At 29.6% G+C, this 15,778-nt stretch carries 16 protein-coding genes; 10 read left to right on the top strand and 6 right to left on the bottom strand.

What is annotated here, in order from left to right; translation table 11 throughout:
* The first annotated feature begins 1 nt into the window (after position 1).
* The gene (locus BT151_RS15225) at positions 2-748 is read left to right on the top strand and encodes an NUDIX hydrolase (RefSeq protein ID WP_072403224.1); all 747 of its coding nucleotides are present in this window, start codon (positions 2-4) and stop codon (positions 746-748) included.
* Between the two features lie 32 nt (positions 749-780).
* Here BT151_RS15225 and BT151_RS15220 read toward each other — a convergent pair whose 3' ends face one another.
* On the bottom strand, positions 781-2,205 hold the full coding sequence (locus tag BT151_RS15220) for an L-serine ammonia-lyase (protein ID WP_072403223.1): 1,425 nt from the start codon (positions 2,203-2,205) through the stop codon (positions 781-783).
* A 249-nt stretch (positions 2,206-2,454) separates the two neighbouring features.
* Between BT151_RS15220 and dnaK the strand changes: the two genes are divergently transcribed.
* Complete coding sequence (gene dnaK / locus BT151_RS15215) at positions 2,455-4,362, top strand: molecular chaperone DnaK (RefSeq protein ID WP_072403222.1); 1,908 nt, start codon at positions 2,455-2,457, stop codon at positions 4,360-4,362.
* A 145-nt stretch (positions 4,363-4,507) separates the two neighbouring features.
* Entirely contained in the window at positions 4,508-5,020 is a 513-nt protein-coding gene (locus BT151_RS15210) for a hypothetical protein (protein ID WP_072403221.1), read from the top strand.
* 100 nt (positions 5,021-5,120) lie between these two features.
* On the opposite strand, the gene BT151_RS15205 is transcribed toward BT151_RS15210, so the two are convergent.
* Both BT151_RS15205 and BT151_RS15200 read right to left on the bottom strand, forming a co-directional pair.
* Complete coding sequence (locus tag BT151_RS15205) at positions 5,121-5,645, bottom strand: hypothetical protein (protein ID WP_072403220.1); 525 nt, start codon at positions 5,643-5,645, stop codon at positions 5,121-5,123.
* A 161-nt stretch (positions 5,646-5,806) separates the two neighbouring features.
* Positions 5,807-6,499, bottom strand: coding sequence for a Crp/Fnr family transcriptional regulator (locus BT151_RS15200; RefSeq protein ID WP_072403219.1), 693 nt, complete (start codon positions 6,497-6,499; stop codon positions 5,807-5,809).
* Between the two features lie 249 nt (positions 6,500-6,748).
* Between BT151_RS15200 and BT151_RS15195 the strand changes: the two genes are divergently transcribed.
* Together BT151_RS15195 and BT151_RS15190 are read left to right on the top strand one after the other, a co-directional pair.
* On the top strand, positions 6,749-7,978 hold the full coding sequence (locus tag BT151_RS15195) for a class I SAM-dependent rRNA methyltransferase (RefSeq protein WP_072403218.1): 1,230 nt from the start codon (positions 6,749-6,751) through the stop codon (positions 7,976-7,978).
* 65 nt (positions 7,979-8,043) lie between these two features.
* Entirely contained in the window at positions 8,044-8,991 is a 948-nt protein-coding gene (locus BT151_RS15190; RefSeq protein ID WP_072403217.1) for an NAD(P)H-dependent flavin oxidoreductase, read from the top strand.
* A gap of 36 nt (positions 8,992-9,027) precedes the next feature.
* Here BT151_RS15190 and BT151_RS15185 read toward each other — a convergent pair whose 3' ends face one another.
* Both BT151_RS15185 and BT151_RS15180 read right to left on the bottom strand, forming a co-directional pair.
* Positions 9,028-9,603, bottom strand: a complete 576-nt coding sequence (locus BT151_RS15185; RefSeq protein WP_072403216.1) for a GNAT family N-acetyltransferase — start codon at positions 9,601-9,603, stop codon at positions 9,028-9,030.
* A 2-nt stretch (positions 9,604-9,605) separates the two neighbouring features.
* Complete coding sequence (locus BT151_RS15180) at positions 9,606-10,241, bottom strand: alpha/beta hydrolase (RefSeq protein ID WP_072403215.1); 636 nt, start codon at positions 10,239-10,241, stop codon at positions 9,606-9,608.
* Positions 10,242-10,289: 48 nt separating this feature from the next.
* Here BT151_RS15180 and BT151_RS15175 point away from each other — a divergent pair, with 48 nt between their 5' ends.
* The 5 genes from BT151_RS15175 to BT151_RS15155 all read left to right on the top strand — a co-directional run bounded on the left by BT151_RS15175 (position 10,290) and on the right by BT151_RS15155 (position 15,008).
* Entirely contained in the window at positions 10,290-10,712 is a 423-nt protein-coding gene (locus BT151_RS15175; protein WP_072403214.1) for a PaaI family thioesterase, read from the top strand.
* 2 nt (positions 10,713-10,714) lie between these two features.
* Complete coding sequence (locus tag BT151_RS15170; protein ID WP_072403213.1) at positions 10,715-11,842, top strand: chorismate-binding protein; 1,128 nt, start codon at positions 10,715-10,717, stop codon at positions 11,840-11,842.
* A gap of 51 nt (positions 11,843-11,893) precedes the next feature.
* The gene (gene menD / locus BT151_RS15165) at positions 11,894-13,654 is read left to right on the top strand and encodes a 2-succinyl-5-enolpyruvyl-6-hydroxy-3-cyclohexene-1-carboxylate synthase (RefSeq protein ID WP_072403212.1); all 1,761 of its coding nucleotides are present in this window, start codon (positions 11,894-11,896) and stop codon (positions 13,652-13,654) included.
* A gap of 99 nt (positions 13,655-13,753) precedes the next feature.
* Entirely contained in the window at positions 13,754-14,092 is a 339-nt protein-coding gene (locus BT151_RS15160) for a DUF2853 family protein (protein WP_072403211.1), read from the top strand.
* An 85-nt stretch (positions 14,093-14,177) separates the two neighbouring features.
* Positions 14,178-15,008, top strand: coding sequence for a CvfB family protein (locus BT151_RS15155; protein WP_072403210.1), 831 nt, complete (start codon positions 14,178-14,180; stop codon positions 15,006-15,008).
* Here the strand turns inward: BT151_RS15155 and BT151_RS15150 are convergent.
* On the bottom strand, positions 15,000-15,428 hold the full coding sequence (locus tag BT151_RS15150) for a hypothetical protein (protein ID WP_072403209.1): 429 nt from the start codon (positions 15,426-15,428) through the stop codon (positions 15,000-15,002). The two genes, BT151_RS15155 and BT151_RS15150, sit on opposite strands and share 9 nt — an antisense overlap.
* Positions 15,429-15,778: the final 350 nt, after the last annotated feature.

Below are 15,778 nucleotides of genomic sequence, written 5' to 3'. Positions count from 1 at the left end.
TATGGAATTAAAAAAAATACTTGAAGATAAGTCTAAGGAGTCATGGGAAATTTATTTACCAAATCTTTCAATAGATTGTGTTGTGTTTGGTTTTCATGATGCTACTCTTAAGGTTTTAGTTTTAAAAATGAAAGATAGTTTAGTTTGGAGTCTTCCAGGAGGTTATGTTTTAAAGGAAGAAAGTATAAATGATGCGGCAAGTAGAATATTAAAAGTGAGAACAGGTGCAGATGATATTTATTTGCAACAATTTAGAATTTTTGGTAATTTGAATCGTTCTGAAGATTTTTTCAAAGACTATCCTGATACATTATGGCATAAGCAACGTTTTGTTTCAATTGGATTTTATGCCTTAGTAGATTTTTCTAAAGTAATTCCAAAAGTTGATGAACTTTCTACTAACTGTGAGTGGAAATCCATTGAAGAATTACCAGAATTTATGATGGATCATCGTTTTATTTTTGATAAAGCACTAGCTACCCTTCGTAAACAGTTAGTCCATAAACCTATAGGATATAATTTGTTGCAAGAAAAATTCACAATGCCTGAGCTTCAAAAACTTTATGAAATAATATTAGGCAAAAAGCTTAATCGTGGTAATTTTTATAGAAAAATGTTGCGCTATGATATTTTAAACAAGCTAGATGAAACAAGAAAAGGAGGCGCACATAAAGCCCCAGATTTATATAGCTTTAGCATTGAAAAGTATAGAAAAGCTTTAAAAAATGGACTTAATGAAAATTGGTAAAAAAATGTTTTTTTAGTTTTCAATTTAACTATCTAGCAATCCGTAAGGTTAACACCAATAGCTAAACCTCCCTCAGAGGTTTCTTTGTATTTAGTATTCATGTCTTTTGCGGTTTCCCACATAGTAGCAACAACTTTATCCAAAGGGACTTTTACATTTTTAGGATCTGTATCTAAGGCCATTTCGGCAGCATTTATAGCTTTAATAGCTCCCATAGCATTACGTTCTATACAAGGAATTTGTACTAAACCACCAATAGGATCGCAAGTTAAACCTAAGTGGTGTTCCATAGCAATTTCAGCTGCCACAAGAACTTGTTCTGATGTGCCACCCATTAATTCACATAAAGCGGCAGCTGCCATGGCAGATGATACGCCAATTTCTGCTTGGCAACCTCCCATTGCGGCACTAATAGTGGCACCTTTTTTAAATATACTTCCAATTTCACCAGCTACTAATAAGAATTTTTTAATATGATTGAAGTCAGCTTCATGATTTTCAATGGTCATATAATACATTAAAACAGCAGGAATTACACCTGCACTACCGTTTGTAGGTGCTGTCACAATTCTACCTAACGAGGCATTTACTTCGTTTACAGACAAAGCAAAACAGCTTACCCATTTTAATATTTGCCTAAATTTAACTTCTGTATTTCGAATGGTTTTTAGCCATTCTTCAGGCGAATTATAAGTTAAATCGCCTTTTAAAGTTTGATAGGTATCAAAGGCACGTCGTCTAACATTTAGTCCACCTGGTAAATTGCCTTCCGTGTGACATCCTATGTATATGCACTCTAACATAGTATCCCAAATGCGTTGTAATTCAAAATCAATAGTTTCTATGGGTCTAATTGATTTTTCATTTTCTAAAACAACTTCAGAAATAGGTTTATTTAATTGATTACAGTATTTTAAAAGATCAACACCAGTTTCAATAGGATAAGGAAACGTGCAATAAAAAATAATTTTATTAGCTTTTGATATTTTTCTTTCTTCTTGAACCACAAAACCACCTCCAATAGAGTAGAAAACAGCATTTGTTTTTCTACCATTAATTGTTGCAGAAAATTTCATTGCATTAGAGTGAAATGGTAAAAATTTTTTATTAAAAATGATATCTGTGTTAGGGTTAAATTCTAATTCTTTTTCATCATTAAAATGAATGATATTAGTGCTTTTTATTTCAGCAATAACCGAAGCGATAGTTTCTGTAGGTATGGTTTCAGGATCAGCGCCACTTAGCCCTAGCATAATGGCATAATCTGTGGCATGTCCTTTTCCTGTTAAAGATAAAGATCCATAAAGGTCTACTGATATTTTTTCAACTTTATCAAATTTATTAGTTTTTTTTAAGTCATTTATCCAACGTTCAGCAGCTCTCCAAGGGCCTAATGTATGTGAGCTTGAAGGACCAACACCAATTTTTAACATGTCAAAAACAGAAATACACTCCATGTTACTCTTTATTGTTTTTAGGTACGCAAATATAAATTGTTTTAATGGTAAATAAGCCCTTTTTATAAAAATGAGTTTGTTGTGTATATGCTTTTTAAAATGTTAAAGATTGTTATGACTGCTTGCCACTACTGTGACTGAAGGTAAAATAATCTGACATCATGTCAGCATTTTTTTGTTGGCATAATGATTGACTTATACAAAACGAATTTAAAATGAACATTCAACACATTTAAAGCATAAAATATTATGAGTAAAATTATTGGAATCGATTTAGGAACAACCAACTCTTGCGTTTCTGTAATGGAAGGTAATGAGCCAGTTGTTATTCCTAATGCAGAAGGAAAAAGAACAACACCATCTGTAATCGCTTTTGTAGAAGGAGGCGAAATTAAAGTTGGTGACCCAGCAAAAAGACAAGCAGTAACAAACCCAACAAAAACAGTTTATTCTATTAAACGTTTTATGGGTAACAAATATTCTGAATCTAAAAAAGAAGCAGAACGCGTACCATATAAAGTTGTAAAAGGCGATAATGACACACCACGTGTAGATATTGATGGTCGTTTATATACACCTCAAGAATTATCAGCAATGATTCTTCAAAAAATGAAGAAAACTGCTGAGGATTATTTAGGAACTACAGTAACAGAAGCAGTAATTACTGTACCTGCTTACTTTAACGATAGTCAACGTCAAGCTACTAAAGAAGCTGGTGAAATAGCAGGTTTAAAAGTTCGTAGAATTATTAACGAACCTACTGCTGCAGCTTTAGCTTATGGTATGGACAAAAAAGGAACAGACCAAAAAATAGTAGTTTTTGATTTTGGTGGAGGAACACATGATGTATCTATTCTTGAATTAGGAGATGGTGTATTTGAAGTACTTTCAACAGATGGAGATACACACTTAGGTGGTGATGATGTAGATCAAAAAATTATTGATTGGTTAGCAGATGAGTTTAATGCTGAAGAAGGTATGGATTTAAGAAAAGATCCAATGTCTTTACAACGTATTAAGGAAGCAGCTGAAAAAGCGAAGATTGAATTATCATCTTCAGCTCAAACAGAAATCAATTTACCTTATGTAACCGCTACCGCTAGTGGACCAAAACACTTAGTACGTACATTAACACGTTCTAAATTCGAGCAATTAATTGACGATTTAGTAAAACGTACTATAGAGCCATGTGAGTCTGCATTAAAATCAGCAGGTTTAAGCAAAAGCGATATTGACGAAGTTATTTTAGTAGGTGGTTCTACACGTATTCCTGCAGTACAAGCAGCAGTAGAGAAATTCTTTGGAAAAGCACCAAGTAAAGGTGTAAACCCAGATGAAGTTGTATCTCTGGGTGCTGGTATTCAAGGTGGTGTTTTAACTGGAGATGTTAAAGATGTATTACTTTTAGATGTAACACCTTTATCTCTTGGTATTGAAACAATGGGTAATGTATTTACTAAACTTATTGAAGCAAATACAACTATTCCTACTAAGAAATCACAAGTATTCTCAACAGCAGCAGATAATCAGCCTTCTGTAGAAATTCATGTGTTACAAGGTGAAAGAGCTATGGCTGCCGATAATAAAACTATTGGACGTTTTCACTTAGATGGTATTCCACCAGCAAGACGTGGTACACCGCAAATTGAAGTGACATTTGATATTGATGCAAATGGAATTATTCATGTAACAGCTGGAGACAAAGCTACAGGTAAAACACAAGATATTCGTATTGAAGCATCTTCTGGTTTAACTGAAGAAGAAATCCAAAAAATGAAAGCAGATGCTGAAGCAAATGCTGAAGCAGATAAAAATGCGGTTGAAAACGCTCAGAAATTAAATGAAGCAGATTCTATGATTTTCCAAACGGAAAAACAATTAGAAGAGTTTGGAGATAAATTATCTGATGATAAAAAACAACCAATTATTGATGCTTTAGAGGAATTGAAAAAAGCTTATGAAACTAAAGATTTAGAAGTAATTACTCCTGCTTTAGATAAAATAAACGAAGCTTGGAAAGTTGCTTCAGAAGAAATGTACAAAGCACAAGCAGAAGCACAACAAGGTGGTGCAGAAGCTCCAGGACCAGATGCTAGCCAAAACGGACAAGCAGAAGGAAGCGATGTGGAAGATGTAGACTTTGAAGAAGTAAAATAATTAGCTTCATGCTGAACTTGTTTCAGCATCACATAACAAAAAACGCAATCATTAATTTGATTGCGTTTTTTGTTATTTAAGGTTTAATTTTAATTTTAAAAATAATATCATAGTTTAGCGAATTAACAAATAAACCGCATAAAATATGAAAAAATTTACAATTTTATTTCTTTCACTTTCTATTTCATTATTTTCTTGTTCTAACGATTCCGATAATAATATTTCAGCAGATATAGTTGGAACGTGGATTGGTGTAGATGTTAATTATACAGGAAGTACAACAACTAAATTCCAAGGTGAAAACGTAACAGCTAATTTTATTGGCGAGGCTTATGATGTTGATTATACATTAACTTTTTTAGAAAATCCAAATACTTTTGTGTCAGATGGATCTTATAATATAGAATTAACTACAACTATTGATGGGCAAACTCAAGTTGATAACTCTGAAAATTTAGAATTTTTAAGTGGTGGTTCTTGGATTAAAGTAGGAAATCAATTATCTGTAGTTGAAGATGGCGAAACTATAATTCTTACAATTAAAGAACTTACAGAAACAAGTATGACATTAACAGCCGTTGAAGTTGAAGAAATAATAGATCAAGGCATTGCTTTTAGTTCAACAGTAAATATAGTTGTAACTTATATTAGGCAATAGTTTTAAATTATTATAAAAGTTAAAACGCAATCATTAATTTGATTGCGTTTCTTATTATTAATATTGGGTTTTAATAAATACACTATTACCTATTTAAAAATCATATAATTTTACCTTCTGGGTTAATTTTTAAAGATTTTATTTCGCCTTCTTTCTCAATTTTTACTTTAAAGAACTTCTTAGTAGCTTTATTTTTGGAGTAATTAACAATGTAAAAGTTAGATTGAATTATAAAGCCAGGATACGTTTTATTAATAACATTTAATACCAAAAAAGGTAGTTTAATGTTTTTAAATTTTTCATGAGTATTAATGATTTCTCCATTTTCGTCATAAGTCGCATTAATAGAACCTTGGTAATTATTATGCTCTTCAAAAACAACAATATAAGATTCAAACTCCTTATTGAATAATGGTTGTTTTTTTATATCATATTCAGCAACTTTATTTTCTAGGTACACCACACGTTTAGAATTATTAGCATCAAATACGTTATTAATGTAGGCAGCGTTTACTGTACTTAGCGTTTTTATTTTAGAAAAAAAACTTTCGGGATGAAATGCTGTTTGGGAATAGATTAGGTTGGTAAGGCCTAAAAAAAATATACCAATCAAAATTTTTTTCATGATAATAGAATTAAATTAAACAAAATGTTGACTAAAAACTATTATTATAGAGGGAACTATTTTTTAAAGTAAATTTGTATTTATTGCAACATAAAAGTATTGATAAAAATAAAGACACGGTGCTACCTAGGTAGCACCATGTCTTTATTTAACATAATTTTTTAGTTTTTTAGTTTTTCCAGTAGCAATTTCATGTTAATGATTTTGATTTGCTTATTTTCTATTTTTAAGATACCAGCTTCTTTAAATTTTTGAATAGTTCTGTTTAAAACAGCTCTTGTTGTCCCTATTAATTCCGCTAATTCTTTATTTGGTAAGTCATTAATTAATTCTATTTTTTCAGAAGTTTCATTAGTATAGTTTAGTAGTAATCTTGCTAATTTAGTAGAAGTGTCGTCAAGGTTTGAACTTGTTACAAAATTTTCTAAAAATCTCATTTTAATAATAATATACTGCAATAAGCCAATGTAAAATATGGGATTATTTTTCATCCATTCTTTAAGAGTATTTATAGGAATACTTAAAATCTCGCTGGTATCTAAAGTTTCATAATATACTTTATGTTGTGATATATTGAATATATGATAAACATCAAAAACATCATGTTTAGATAGTAAAAAGAGTGTGATTTTCCGGTCTTTAATATCATCAAAATAATAGACCTTTAATCTGCCCGAAATGATAATATTAAATTTATTAACTGTTTTATCAGTATCTAAAAAACAGGTTTTCTTTGGCCAAGTTCTTAATGAAGAATCTTTAATTAGATTTGAATATTTTTTTAAATCTATATTTTTAAATAAAGGATTTTCATAAAGTTTAGTAAGACAATATTTTTCATTAATTTCCAACATAGCTCAATTTTTAATTTTTGAAAAATGTTAATTAGAGATTACTATTGGAAAGTTATTTAGGATAACTCAAATGTAATAAAATAATATTTAAAATTCTTATTTTTAGCGATTTATGATTCTTAATATATTGGTTTAGTAATTTCTGTTTTATTTATAAAAGTAAAATTTTATAAAAGCTTACGTATTAAACTTTAAAAGTTTTTTAATTACTTCATAACCCATACTTTTGACAATAAATAATATAGATTCATGTCATTTTCCTCAAAAATAAAATCAAATTATAAGCCTAAACGTTTAGCTATAAAGCTTAATGCAATAGGTGAACAATTTGTTGTAAAAGGACATCCGTGGGTGTTTTCAAATAACATTACAAAAATTAACGACGATGCTAAATCTGGAGATTTGGCTATTATATTTGGGAAAAACAAAAATCGGGTTGTTGGTTTAGGGTTATATGATGCTAATTCACCAATTCGAATTAAAATGCTTCATAGTAGTCTAGAAAAAGTAGATATAAATTCAGAATTTTTTAAACAGAAAATAGAAGAAGCCTATTCTAAACGTTATAAATTATTTCAAACGAAAACAAATAGTTACCGTTTATTATTTGGAGAGAATGATGGATTTCCCGGTTTAATAGCAGATGTTTATGCATCAGTTTTAGTTGTTAAAATTTATTCTGAAATATGGCTACCATATTTAGAAACAATCATTCCTAGTTTGAAAGAAATTTCAAAAGTTAAAACGGTTGTTGTACGTTTAAGTAGAAGCTTAGAGCAATCAAAAGAACATCAGCTTAAAAATGGAGAAGTAATTTACGGAGTTCTAGAAAATGAAGTTATAGAGTTTGTTGAGCATGGTGTAAATTTTTCAGCAAATGTTATTAAAGGACATAAAACAGGTTATTTTTTAGATCATCGAGCTAACAGAAAACAAGTAGGTGAGTGGAGTAAAGATAAAACAGTTCTTGATGTTTTTTCCTACGCAGGTGGTTTTTCAGTTCATGCTTTGTACAATGGCGCCAAAGAAGTAACTAGTCTAGATATAAGTAAACAAGCACTTGAGATAGCTATTCAAAATGGTAAATTAAATACTTACGTTGGAAAACATAAAACTATTGCTGGAGATGCTTTTGATGAATTAAATAAGCTCATTAAAAACAAAACTACTTTTGATGTTGTTGTTATCGATCCGCCTAGTTTTGCAAAACAAAATTCTGAAATTGAATTAGCTAAAAAGAAGTATGCACAACTAGCCGAATTGGGTGAGAAACTAACAGCAAAAAATGGCCTTTTAGTATTAGCATCATGCTCATCTAGAGTAGTTAGTCAAGCTTTTTTTGATATCAATAGTCAAACATTAGCTTCAACTAACAGAAAATTTAAGGTTTTACTTAAAACAGATCATGATACAGATCATCCTGTAAGTTTTCCGGAAGGTGCTTATTTAAAATGTGGATATTATAGATTTCTAGATTAAAAATATTTAATATACTATGCGTGCATAATAATTTATTATATTTGTTGAAATCAACTTTTTAAATAATGACAACTAAACTTACCGAACAACTTAATATAAAACATCCAATAATTATGGCTCCAATGTTCTTGGTTTCTAACGTAGCCATGGTTAAAGAAGCGATGAATTCTGGAATTGCTGGATGTATTCCTGCACTTAATTATAGAACTTTAGATGAGTTAAGAGCCGCAATAAAAGAACTTAAAGCGAGTAAAGTTGAAGGTGGAGCATTTGGTTTTAATTTAATAGTAAATAAATCTAACCCAAAAGCAAAAGAGCAATTACTTGTATTATGTGAGGAAGGATGCGATTTTATTCTAACATCATTAGGAAGTCCAGAAGAAACTATTAAGCACGCTCATGCAGTTGGTATTAAAGTTTATTGTGATATTACAAATTTAAAATTTGCTCAAAAGGTCGAACAGTTAGGAGGAGATGCAGTTGTGGCAGTAAATAATCAAGCAGGAGGACACCGTGGTAATATTTCTCCTGAAGAATTAATAAAAACTTTAAAAAGCAATTTAAGTATTCCTGTAATATCTGCCGGAGGTGTTGGTTGTAAGGCTGATATTGATAAAATGCTTAGTTATGGAGCCGATGGAGTTTCAGTAGGAAGCCCTTTTATAGCTTCTGTTGAGGCTGGTGTTACTGAGGAATACAAACAAGCTTGTGTGGATTATGGCGCTGATGATATTGTAATGACAGAGCGTATTTCAGGAACACCATGTACAGTTATTAATACGCCTTATGTTCAAAAAATTGGCACAAAACAAACTTGGTTGGAATCTGTTTTAAATAAGAATAAAAAGTTAAAAAAATGGGTTAAAATGATTCGTTTTTCTATAGGAATGAAAGCCACTGAAAAGGCTGCAACTAAAGCTACTTATAAAACTGTTTGGGTGGCTGGACCAAGTATTTCACACACCAATAAAATTTTACCAACAAAAGACATAATTAAGCGTTTGGTTAGTTAAATAAAAGAATATTACAGTCTTTAAAAGAAGACTTTTTTATTTAAACTCACTAAATATTCTATTTTTTATAACATTCCATTCTTCTTTTAAAATACCATAACAACAGGTGTTTCGCTTAAAGCCATCAAGCATTAGTGTGTCTTTACGTAAAATGCCTTCAAGTGTGCCACCAATTTTTTCAATGGCTTTTCTCGAAGTTATGTTTCGTTCGTCTGCTCGAAATTCAACTTTATCAAACTCTAGGTTTTCGAAGGCATATTGAAGCATTAAAAATTTCATGTTTTTATTTAATCCAGTACCTTGAAATTCTTTACCAATCCAAGTAGATCCAATATGTAATACCTTATTTTTCCAATTAATATTCATGTAGCGTGTGCAACCTGCATAACTATTATTTTTCTTATCAAAAATTATAAAAGGAATAGCTGTTTTGTGGTAATAATAATCAACAGCTGTTTGCACATAATCTCTTAAATCTTCAGGTGTATCAATTTTAGTTGGAGAAAATTGTACTAATTTATCTTGTTGAGCAATTTTGTTTAAATGCTTGTAATTACTCAAATCTAATAAGGTAAGCTTAACGCGATTATTTTCTAATTTAGGACTAGTCATATTTAAACTAAATCGTTAATAATTTTAGTATTTACTTCATGTATACCATCAAAATTAATAATATTCACATCTTCACCAAATAATTCTTTTGCGCTCCCATTTTCATATTTTAAGCGTTCTTCGGTTATATATTCATCTTTATCGCCGTAAATTACAGTTACTTTAGCTTTTAAAAATTTAAAATCATTAGCTATCAATTCTTTTGGTATTCCGCCTGAATGTAAAACCAATTGAGAGCATTGTAATTGTTTTTTAGCCACAAAACGGGAAGTAACACTAACACCTTGTGAATAACCAAAAACAATAAGGTTTAAATTTTTAGATATTTTTTCAGCATTTAAAATAGCATTAAAATATTCTAATATATTTTGTATTTCGGTTTCTGTATTTTCTTTGGTTAACCAACTTGCTCCAACGTGTTTAAAATCTTTACTTTGATAGTAAGTATTTGGAGCTTGCGGTGCGATAATATAATTCTCTTCTGCATTTAAATCTTTAAAATATCTTATAAAATACCGACTTAAATAACCCATTCCGTGGCAAACAAACCAGACATTTTTTGTCTTTTCGGTAATTGCATTTAATGTTGAGTATGGTTTAACGGCAGTATAAAATATTTCTTTTTCTGTGGAATTCATTTTAGGGTTTCGTTTCGTATTTTTACACCTCTAAAATAATGTAATTTGATGAACTTAACTAAAGCTGAAGTACTAGAAAAAGCAAATAAAGCTTGTAAAAACACCTTAATGGAAACTTTGAATATTGAAGTAACAGATTTTGGTGATAATTTTTTAGTAGCTAGAATGCCTGTTAATTCTAGAGTATATCAACCAGATGGTGTTTTACATGGTGGAGCAACTGCAGCTTTAGCAGAAAGTGTTGGTAGTTTCGCATCACATATTTTTATTGATACAGATAAGTTTTTTGTTCGAGGTACTGAAATTACTGCAAACCATTTAAAAAGTATAAAAGAAGGTTTTGTTTATGCTAAGGCAACTTTTTTACATAAAGGTAGAACAACTCAATTATTAGATATTCGTGTGACTGATGAAGCAGATAATTTAATATCCATTTGTAAATTATCTACCATTTCATTACCTAAAAAATAAGAATGACTTCGGAAGATTTTTTTAAACGTATTGAAACACAATATCATAACCAATTACCTTTTGTAGTTTATAGAAAACCTAATGAAAACAATATTTTTGCATTGCGTCAAAACAATACAGATTTGTTTTTTACTGAAGATTTCACAGAAAAAGGTTTTGTGTTTTCACCTTTTGATGAATTAGATAAATCAGTTTTAATTCCTACTGATGTTTCAGAAGCTATTTCTACAGATAGTATAATTAGTAAAAGTTATACTGAACATGTCGAAGTATCAAACACAAATAATCTAGCTTCATCAGAATCAAAAACGTTTCACACAAACCTTATAAATAAAGGGGTTGAAGCTATTAAAAATGATGCTTTAAAAAAAGTTGTGCTATCTCGAAAAGAAAACATCTCTCTTAAAGAAGCAAACCCAATTACAATTTTTAAAAGACTTTTAAATACTTATAAATCTGCATTTGTTTACTGTTGGTATCATCCTAAAATAGGTTTGTGGCTGGGAGCAACACCAGAAACCTTAATAAAGATTGAAGGAAAGCGATTTTCTATTATGGCTCTGGCTGGTACGCAAGATTTCAAAGGCACTTTAAATGTGGTTTGGCAAAATAAAGAAAAGCAAGAGCAGCAATTCGTAACGGATTTTATAATAGATAATTTAAAAACAGCGATTGAAAGTTATAAAGTTTCTGATGTAGAAACTGTAAAAGCGGGTAACTTATTGCATTTAAAAACTATGGTTTCCGCGCAATTAAAATCGGATGTTAGTTTAAAAGAAGTAATAACTGCTTTACATCCAACCCCAGCAGTTTGCGGATTGCCAAAAGAAGAGGCAAAACAATTCATTTTAAAAAATGAGGGTTATAACCGAGAGTTTTATACAGGTTTTTTAGGAGAATTAAATTTTGAAACCAAAGTATCTCCAAGGTCAGGAAGAAGAAATATTGAAAACAGAGCCTACACAGTTACAAAAAAATGTACACAACTTTATGTTAATTTACGCTGCATGCAAATTATAAACCAACAGGCCATTATTTATGTAGGTGGTGGTATTACCACAAGCTCAAATGCAGAAAGTGAATGGCAAGAAACTGTTTCTAAATCTTTAGTGATTAAAAGCGTTTTGTAGTTCGTTAAATCGCTACCTATTTCTTATTTTTGTAATAAGATTAATGCGTACATGACTTACCCGAAAATTCCGTTAGCACAAACTGTTATTCAGCTTTGTAAAGCAAAAAACATAAAACATATTATTATTTCCCCAGGCAGCAGAAATGCACCGTTAACTATTGGTTTTACTAATGATGCTTTTTTTAAGTGTTATAGTGTTGTAGATGAGCGTTCTGCTGCATTCTTTGCTTTAGGAATTGCTCAACAATTACAAGAACCAACAGCCGTAGTTTGTACTTCTGGTAGTGCACTTTTAAATTATTATCCAGCCATTGCCGAGGCGTTTTATAGTAACATTCCTTTGGTTGTACTATCTGCCGATAGACCTAAACATTTAATAGGAATAGGAGATGGGCAAACTATCAATCAAAAAAATGTTTTTGATAACCATATTTTGTATTCAGCAAATTTAAAGTTGGATTTAAAAGATGAAAATAATGTATCTGAGTACGAAGAACTTCCTATTTTAAAAAATTTAGAAAATAAATTTGAACGTTTATTAGGATTACAAAAAGACATACAAACCTATAACGAGGAAGAAATTAATACAGCCATTAATTTCTCGGTTTTTAAAAAGGGACCTGTTCATATTAATATTCCCTTAGACGAGCCGCTTTATAAAACTGTAGATAAATTAAGTGTTACACCTAAAACTATTGATGTTTCAATTAAATCAAATGAAATTGAAGAATATGTTTTGCAATCTTGTTTAGAAGATTGGAATTCAGCTTCAAAAAAAATGATTTTAGTTGGGGTTAATTACCCAAATGAGATTGATAAAAAATGGTTAGAAGAAATTGCTCAAGATGATAGTATTGTTGTTTTTACTGAAACCACATCAAATATACATCACCCTAGTTTTTTCTCAAGTATTGATCAAATTATAGCGCCTTTATCAGATGAAGAAAAAAGCCAACTTCAACCAGATATTTTAGTGACTTTTGGAGGGTTAATTGTTTCTAAAAAAATAAAGCAACTATTAAGAAAATACAAGCCTAAGCAGCATTGGCATATTGACAGTAAAACAGCAAACGATACTTTTTTCTGTTTAAATAATCATATAGAAACCTCACCTAATCAATTTTTAGAAGCTTTTTTGCCAAAAGTAACACATTACGTTAAGAGTAATTATAAAACTTACTGGCGTGTAATAAAGCAAAAGCGATTAAAAAAGCATAAAGATTATTTAGAAGAAATTCCGTTTTCAGATTTTAAAGTTTTTAGTAAAATTTTAAAATCAATTCCTAATAATTATATTCTACAAGTGGGTAATAGTTCTGCCATTCGTTATACACAGTTATTCAATATTAATAAAACTCTCGAGGTTTTTTGTAATAGAGGAACTAGCGGAATAGATGGAAGTACATCTACAGCTATTGGTTCTGCGGTAGCTAATAATAAACCAACAGTATTTATAACAGGTGATTTAAGTTTCTTATACGATAGTAATGCGTTTTGGAATAATTACATTCCTAAAAATTTTAGAGTCATTGTTGTTAATAATCAAGGAGGAGGTATTTTTAGAATTTTACCTGGACATAAAAACACTGAAAATTTTGATACTTATTTCGAAACCAATCATAATTATACCGCAGAACATTTGTGTAATATGTATGGTTTTAAATATGAAAGCGCTTCAAATGAAGATTCCTTGAAACTAGCTTTGAAAGCTTTTTATAAAGAAGATGACAAACCAAAATTATTAGAAATTTTCACTCCAAAACATATAAATGACGAAGTTCTTCTAAATTACTTTGAGTTTATAAAGTAAATATGTGACTTATAAACATTTACTGTGTCTAAAAAATAGTTATCTTTAGAACAGCTATCAATGTAAATTATTTTATTAACATATTAAACTGAAATCATTATGAGTAAAAGAGATGAGCTTATTGCAAAATATGCTTCCGATTTAAAAGACAAATGCGGTGTTAATCCAGATATGGATTTATTGACCAAAGTAACTATTGGCTGTGGTCCATCAATTTATAATGCAGATGCTGCAACAGTTTCTGGTTCAGATGCATCTGAATTGGCTACCGTAAAAAATAATTTTTTAATAAAAAAATTAGGATTAAAAGATAGTGCAGATTTAGATAAAGCAATTGATGCTGTGATTGAGCAATATGGAAAATCTAATCGTAATAAATATAGAGCAGTTGTATATTATTTACTAACTAAACATTTTAAAAAAGAATCTGTTTACTAGTATAAAATTTATAAATAGAATAAAAGCGTTACAATATTGTAGCGCTTTTTTATTTTCAAAAAACTAATATCATTACCTTTGCCGTATGATAAAATTAGGAGAAATAAATACACTAGAAATACTTCGTGAAACAGACCACGGAATGTATTTAATTGATAATGAAGAAAACCAAGTGTTACTTCCTAATAGATATATGCCAGAAAATTTTAAAATTTGGGATAAACTTGATGTTTTTGTTTACTTAGATAATGAGGAGCGCCCTGTAGCGACTACAGATATACCTTATATAATGCGAAATGATTTTGCATTATTACGTTGTAATCAAGTTACAGATTATGGAGCCTTTTTAGATTGGGGATTAGTTAAAGAATTGTTTTGTCCGTTTAAAGAACAAGCCTATAATATGAAACCTGGTGGTTGGTATTTAGTGCATTGTTACTTAGATGAAAAAACCGATAGGTTAGTAGCTTCTAGTAAAACTAACAGGTTTTTAGATAATAAGGAACTTACTGTTAAAGAATTTGATGAAGTAGATTTAATTGTATCACATCCTTCAGATATTGGTATGAATGTTATTGTTAACAAAATTCATACAGGCTTAATTTATAAAGATAGTATTTTTAAAGATATTAGTGTTGGCGATAGGTTTAAAGGAATTGTTAAAAAAATACGACCAGGAAATAAATTGGATATTTCTTTAGGACAAATAGGATATAGAAACATAGAGCCTAATGCAGAACGCATTATTAAAGAATTACAAGATAATAGTGGCTATTTAAATCTTACAGATAAGTCTAGTCCAGAAGCTATAAAAGATGTATTGCAAATGAGCAAGAAAAACTTCAAAAAAGCTATTGGTACACTTTACAAACAACGACAAATAGAAATTAAACCAGACGGCATATATTTAGTTTAAAGAGAATAAAATATCTTTTTTTACTTTGCTATAAACATCGTCAATAGCCTCGTAAATATTATCATAATTAATATTATCTGAAATACAGAAACCATTTTCTATTTCGGCACTCATTCTACCTAAAGCATTGTGTCCAACTACTGCATAAGCACGTAGGTTTTTTGCTTGCTCTCTAAACAATTGAGTATCTAATAGTTTTACAGAATATGAATTTATTCTATTAGCAACAACTCCAAATGGTCTTGATACTCCAAAATACCCTTTAAGCTCATCAAAAATTTCAGTTGAATTATTTATATCCAAATGAATTCCTTCATTAAATTCAATTATAGCTATATGAGTAAAAAAGTAAATATTTGCCAATTCTTTTTCTACAGATTTTAAAATATGATTTGATAGGTCTGATTCAATAATTTTCATATGTTGTACTTAAATCCTAGTAATTTTAGGTGTTTTTATTTATATTAATCTAATATTTAGACACGTGTAATATTATTAAGTCACATTTATATATCTAAAAGATTTTGTTATTTATTCTAAAAAAATGAGAGTGCAAATATAACATGTGAATGCTAAGTAACTCATTTTTAAAAAGTTAATAGTTTATTTTTTGCAAAGTGATTTATTAATTAACTAAAAAATGTTATTTATGTAATATTTTAACATTTATAATGTTACATTATAAATTATTGAGTTAACTTTTTATAAATAGTTTTTAATAAATCATAGCTTAATTAATTAAAACTTCAATAAAGTCGCATAAAGCATCA

It is taken from the genome of Flaviramulus basaltis, assembly GCF_900114265.1.
Taxonomy (GTDB): domain Bacteria; phylum Bacteroidota; class Bacteroidia; order Flavobacteriales; family Flavobacteriaceae; genus Flaviramulus; species Flaviramulus basaltis.
Note: the sequence above shows the minus strand (reverse complement) of the source record. Positions and strands in the feature narration are given on the sequence as shown.

Coding starts and splice junctions, on each gene's coding strand:
- BT151_RS15225 (WP_072403224.1), top strand. CDS start 2: ATGGAATTAAAAAAAATACTTGAAGATAAGTCTAAGGAGTCATGGGAA.
- BT151_RS15220 (WP_072403223.1), bottom strand. CDS start 2,205: ATGGAGTGTATTTCTGTTTTTGACATGTTAAAAATTGGTGTTGGTCCT.
- dnaK (WP_072403222.1), top strand. CDS start 2,455: ATGAGTAAAATTATTGGAATCGATTTAGGAACAACCAACTCTTGCGTT.
- BT151_RS15210 (WP_072403221.1), top strand. CDS start 4,508: ATGAAAAAATTTACAATTTTATTTCTTTCACTTTCTATTTCATTATTT.
- BT151_RS15205 (WP_072403220.1), bottom strand. CDS start 5,645: ATGAAAAAAATTTTGATTGGTATATTTTTTTTAGGCCTTACCAACCTA.
- BT151_RS15200 (WP_072403219.1), bottom strand. CDS start 6,499: ATGTTGGAAATTAATGAAAAATATTGTCTTACTAAACTTTATGAAAAT.
- BT151_RS15195 (WP_072403218.1), top strand. CDS start 6,749: ATGTCATTTTCCTCAAAAATAAAATCAAATTATAAGCCTAAACGTTTA.
- BT151_RS15190 (WP_072403217.1), top strand. CDS start 8,044: ATGACAACTAAACTTACCGAACAACTTAATATAAAACATCCAATAATT.
- BT151_RS15185 (WP_072403216.1), bottom strand. CDS start 9,603: ATGACTAGTCCTAAATTAGAAAATAATCGCGTTAAGCTTACCTTATTA.
- BT151_RS15180 (WP_072403215.1), bottom strand. CDS start 10,241: ATGAATTCCACAGAAAAAGAAATATTTTATACTGCCGTTAAACCATAC.
- BT151_RS15175 (WP_072403214.1), top strand. CDS start 10,290: ATGAACTTAACTAAAGCTGAAGTACTAGAAAAAGCAAATAAAGCTTGT.
- BT151_RS15170 (WP_072403213.1), top strand. CDS start 10,715: ATGACTTCGGAAGATTTTTTTAAACGTATTGAAACACAATATCATAAC.
- menD (WP_072403212.1), top strand. CDS start 11,894: ATGACTTACCCGAAAATTCCGTTAGCACAAACTGTTATTCAGCTTTGT.
- BT151_RS15160 (WP_072403211.1), top strand. CDS start 13,754: ATGAGTAAAAGAGATGAGCTTATTGCAAAATATGCTTCCGATTTAAAA.
- BT151_RS15155 (WP_072403210.1), top strand. CDS start 14,178: ATGATAAAATTAGGAGAAATAAATACACTAGAAATACTTCGTGAAACA.
- BT151_RS15150 (WP_072403209.1), bottom strand. CDS start 15,428: ATGAAAATTATTGAATCAGACCTATCAAATCATATTTTAAAATCTGTA.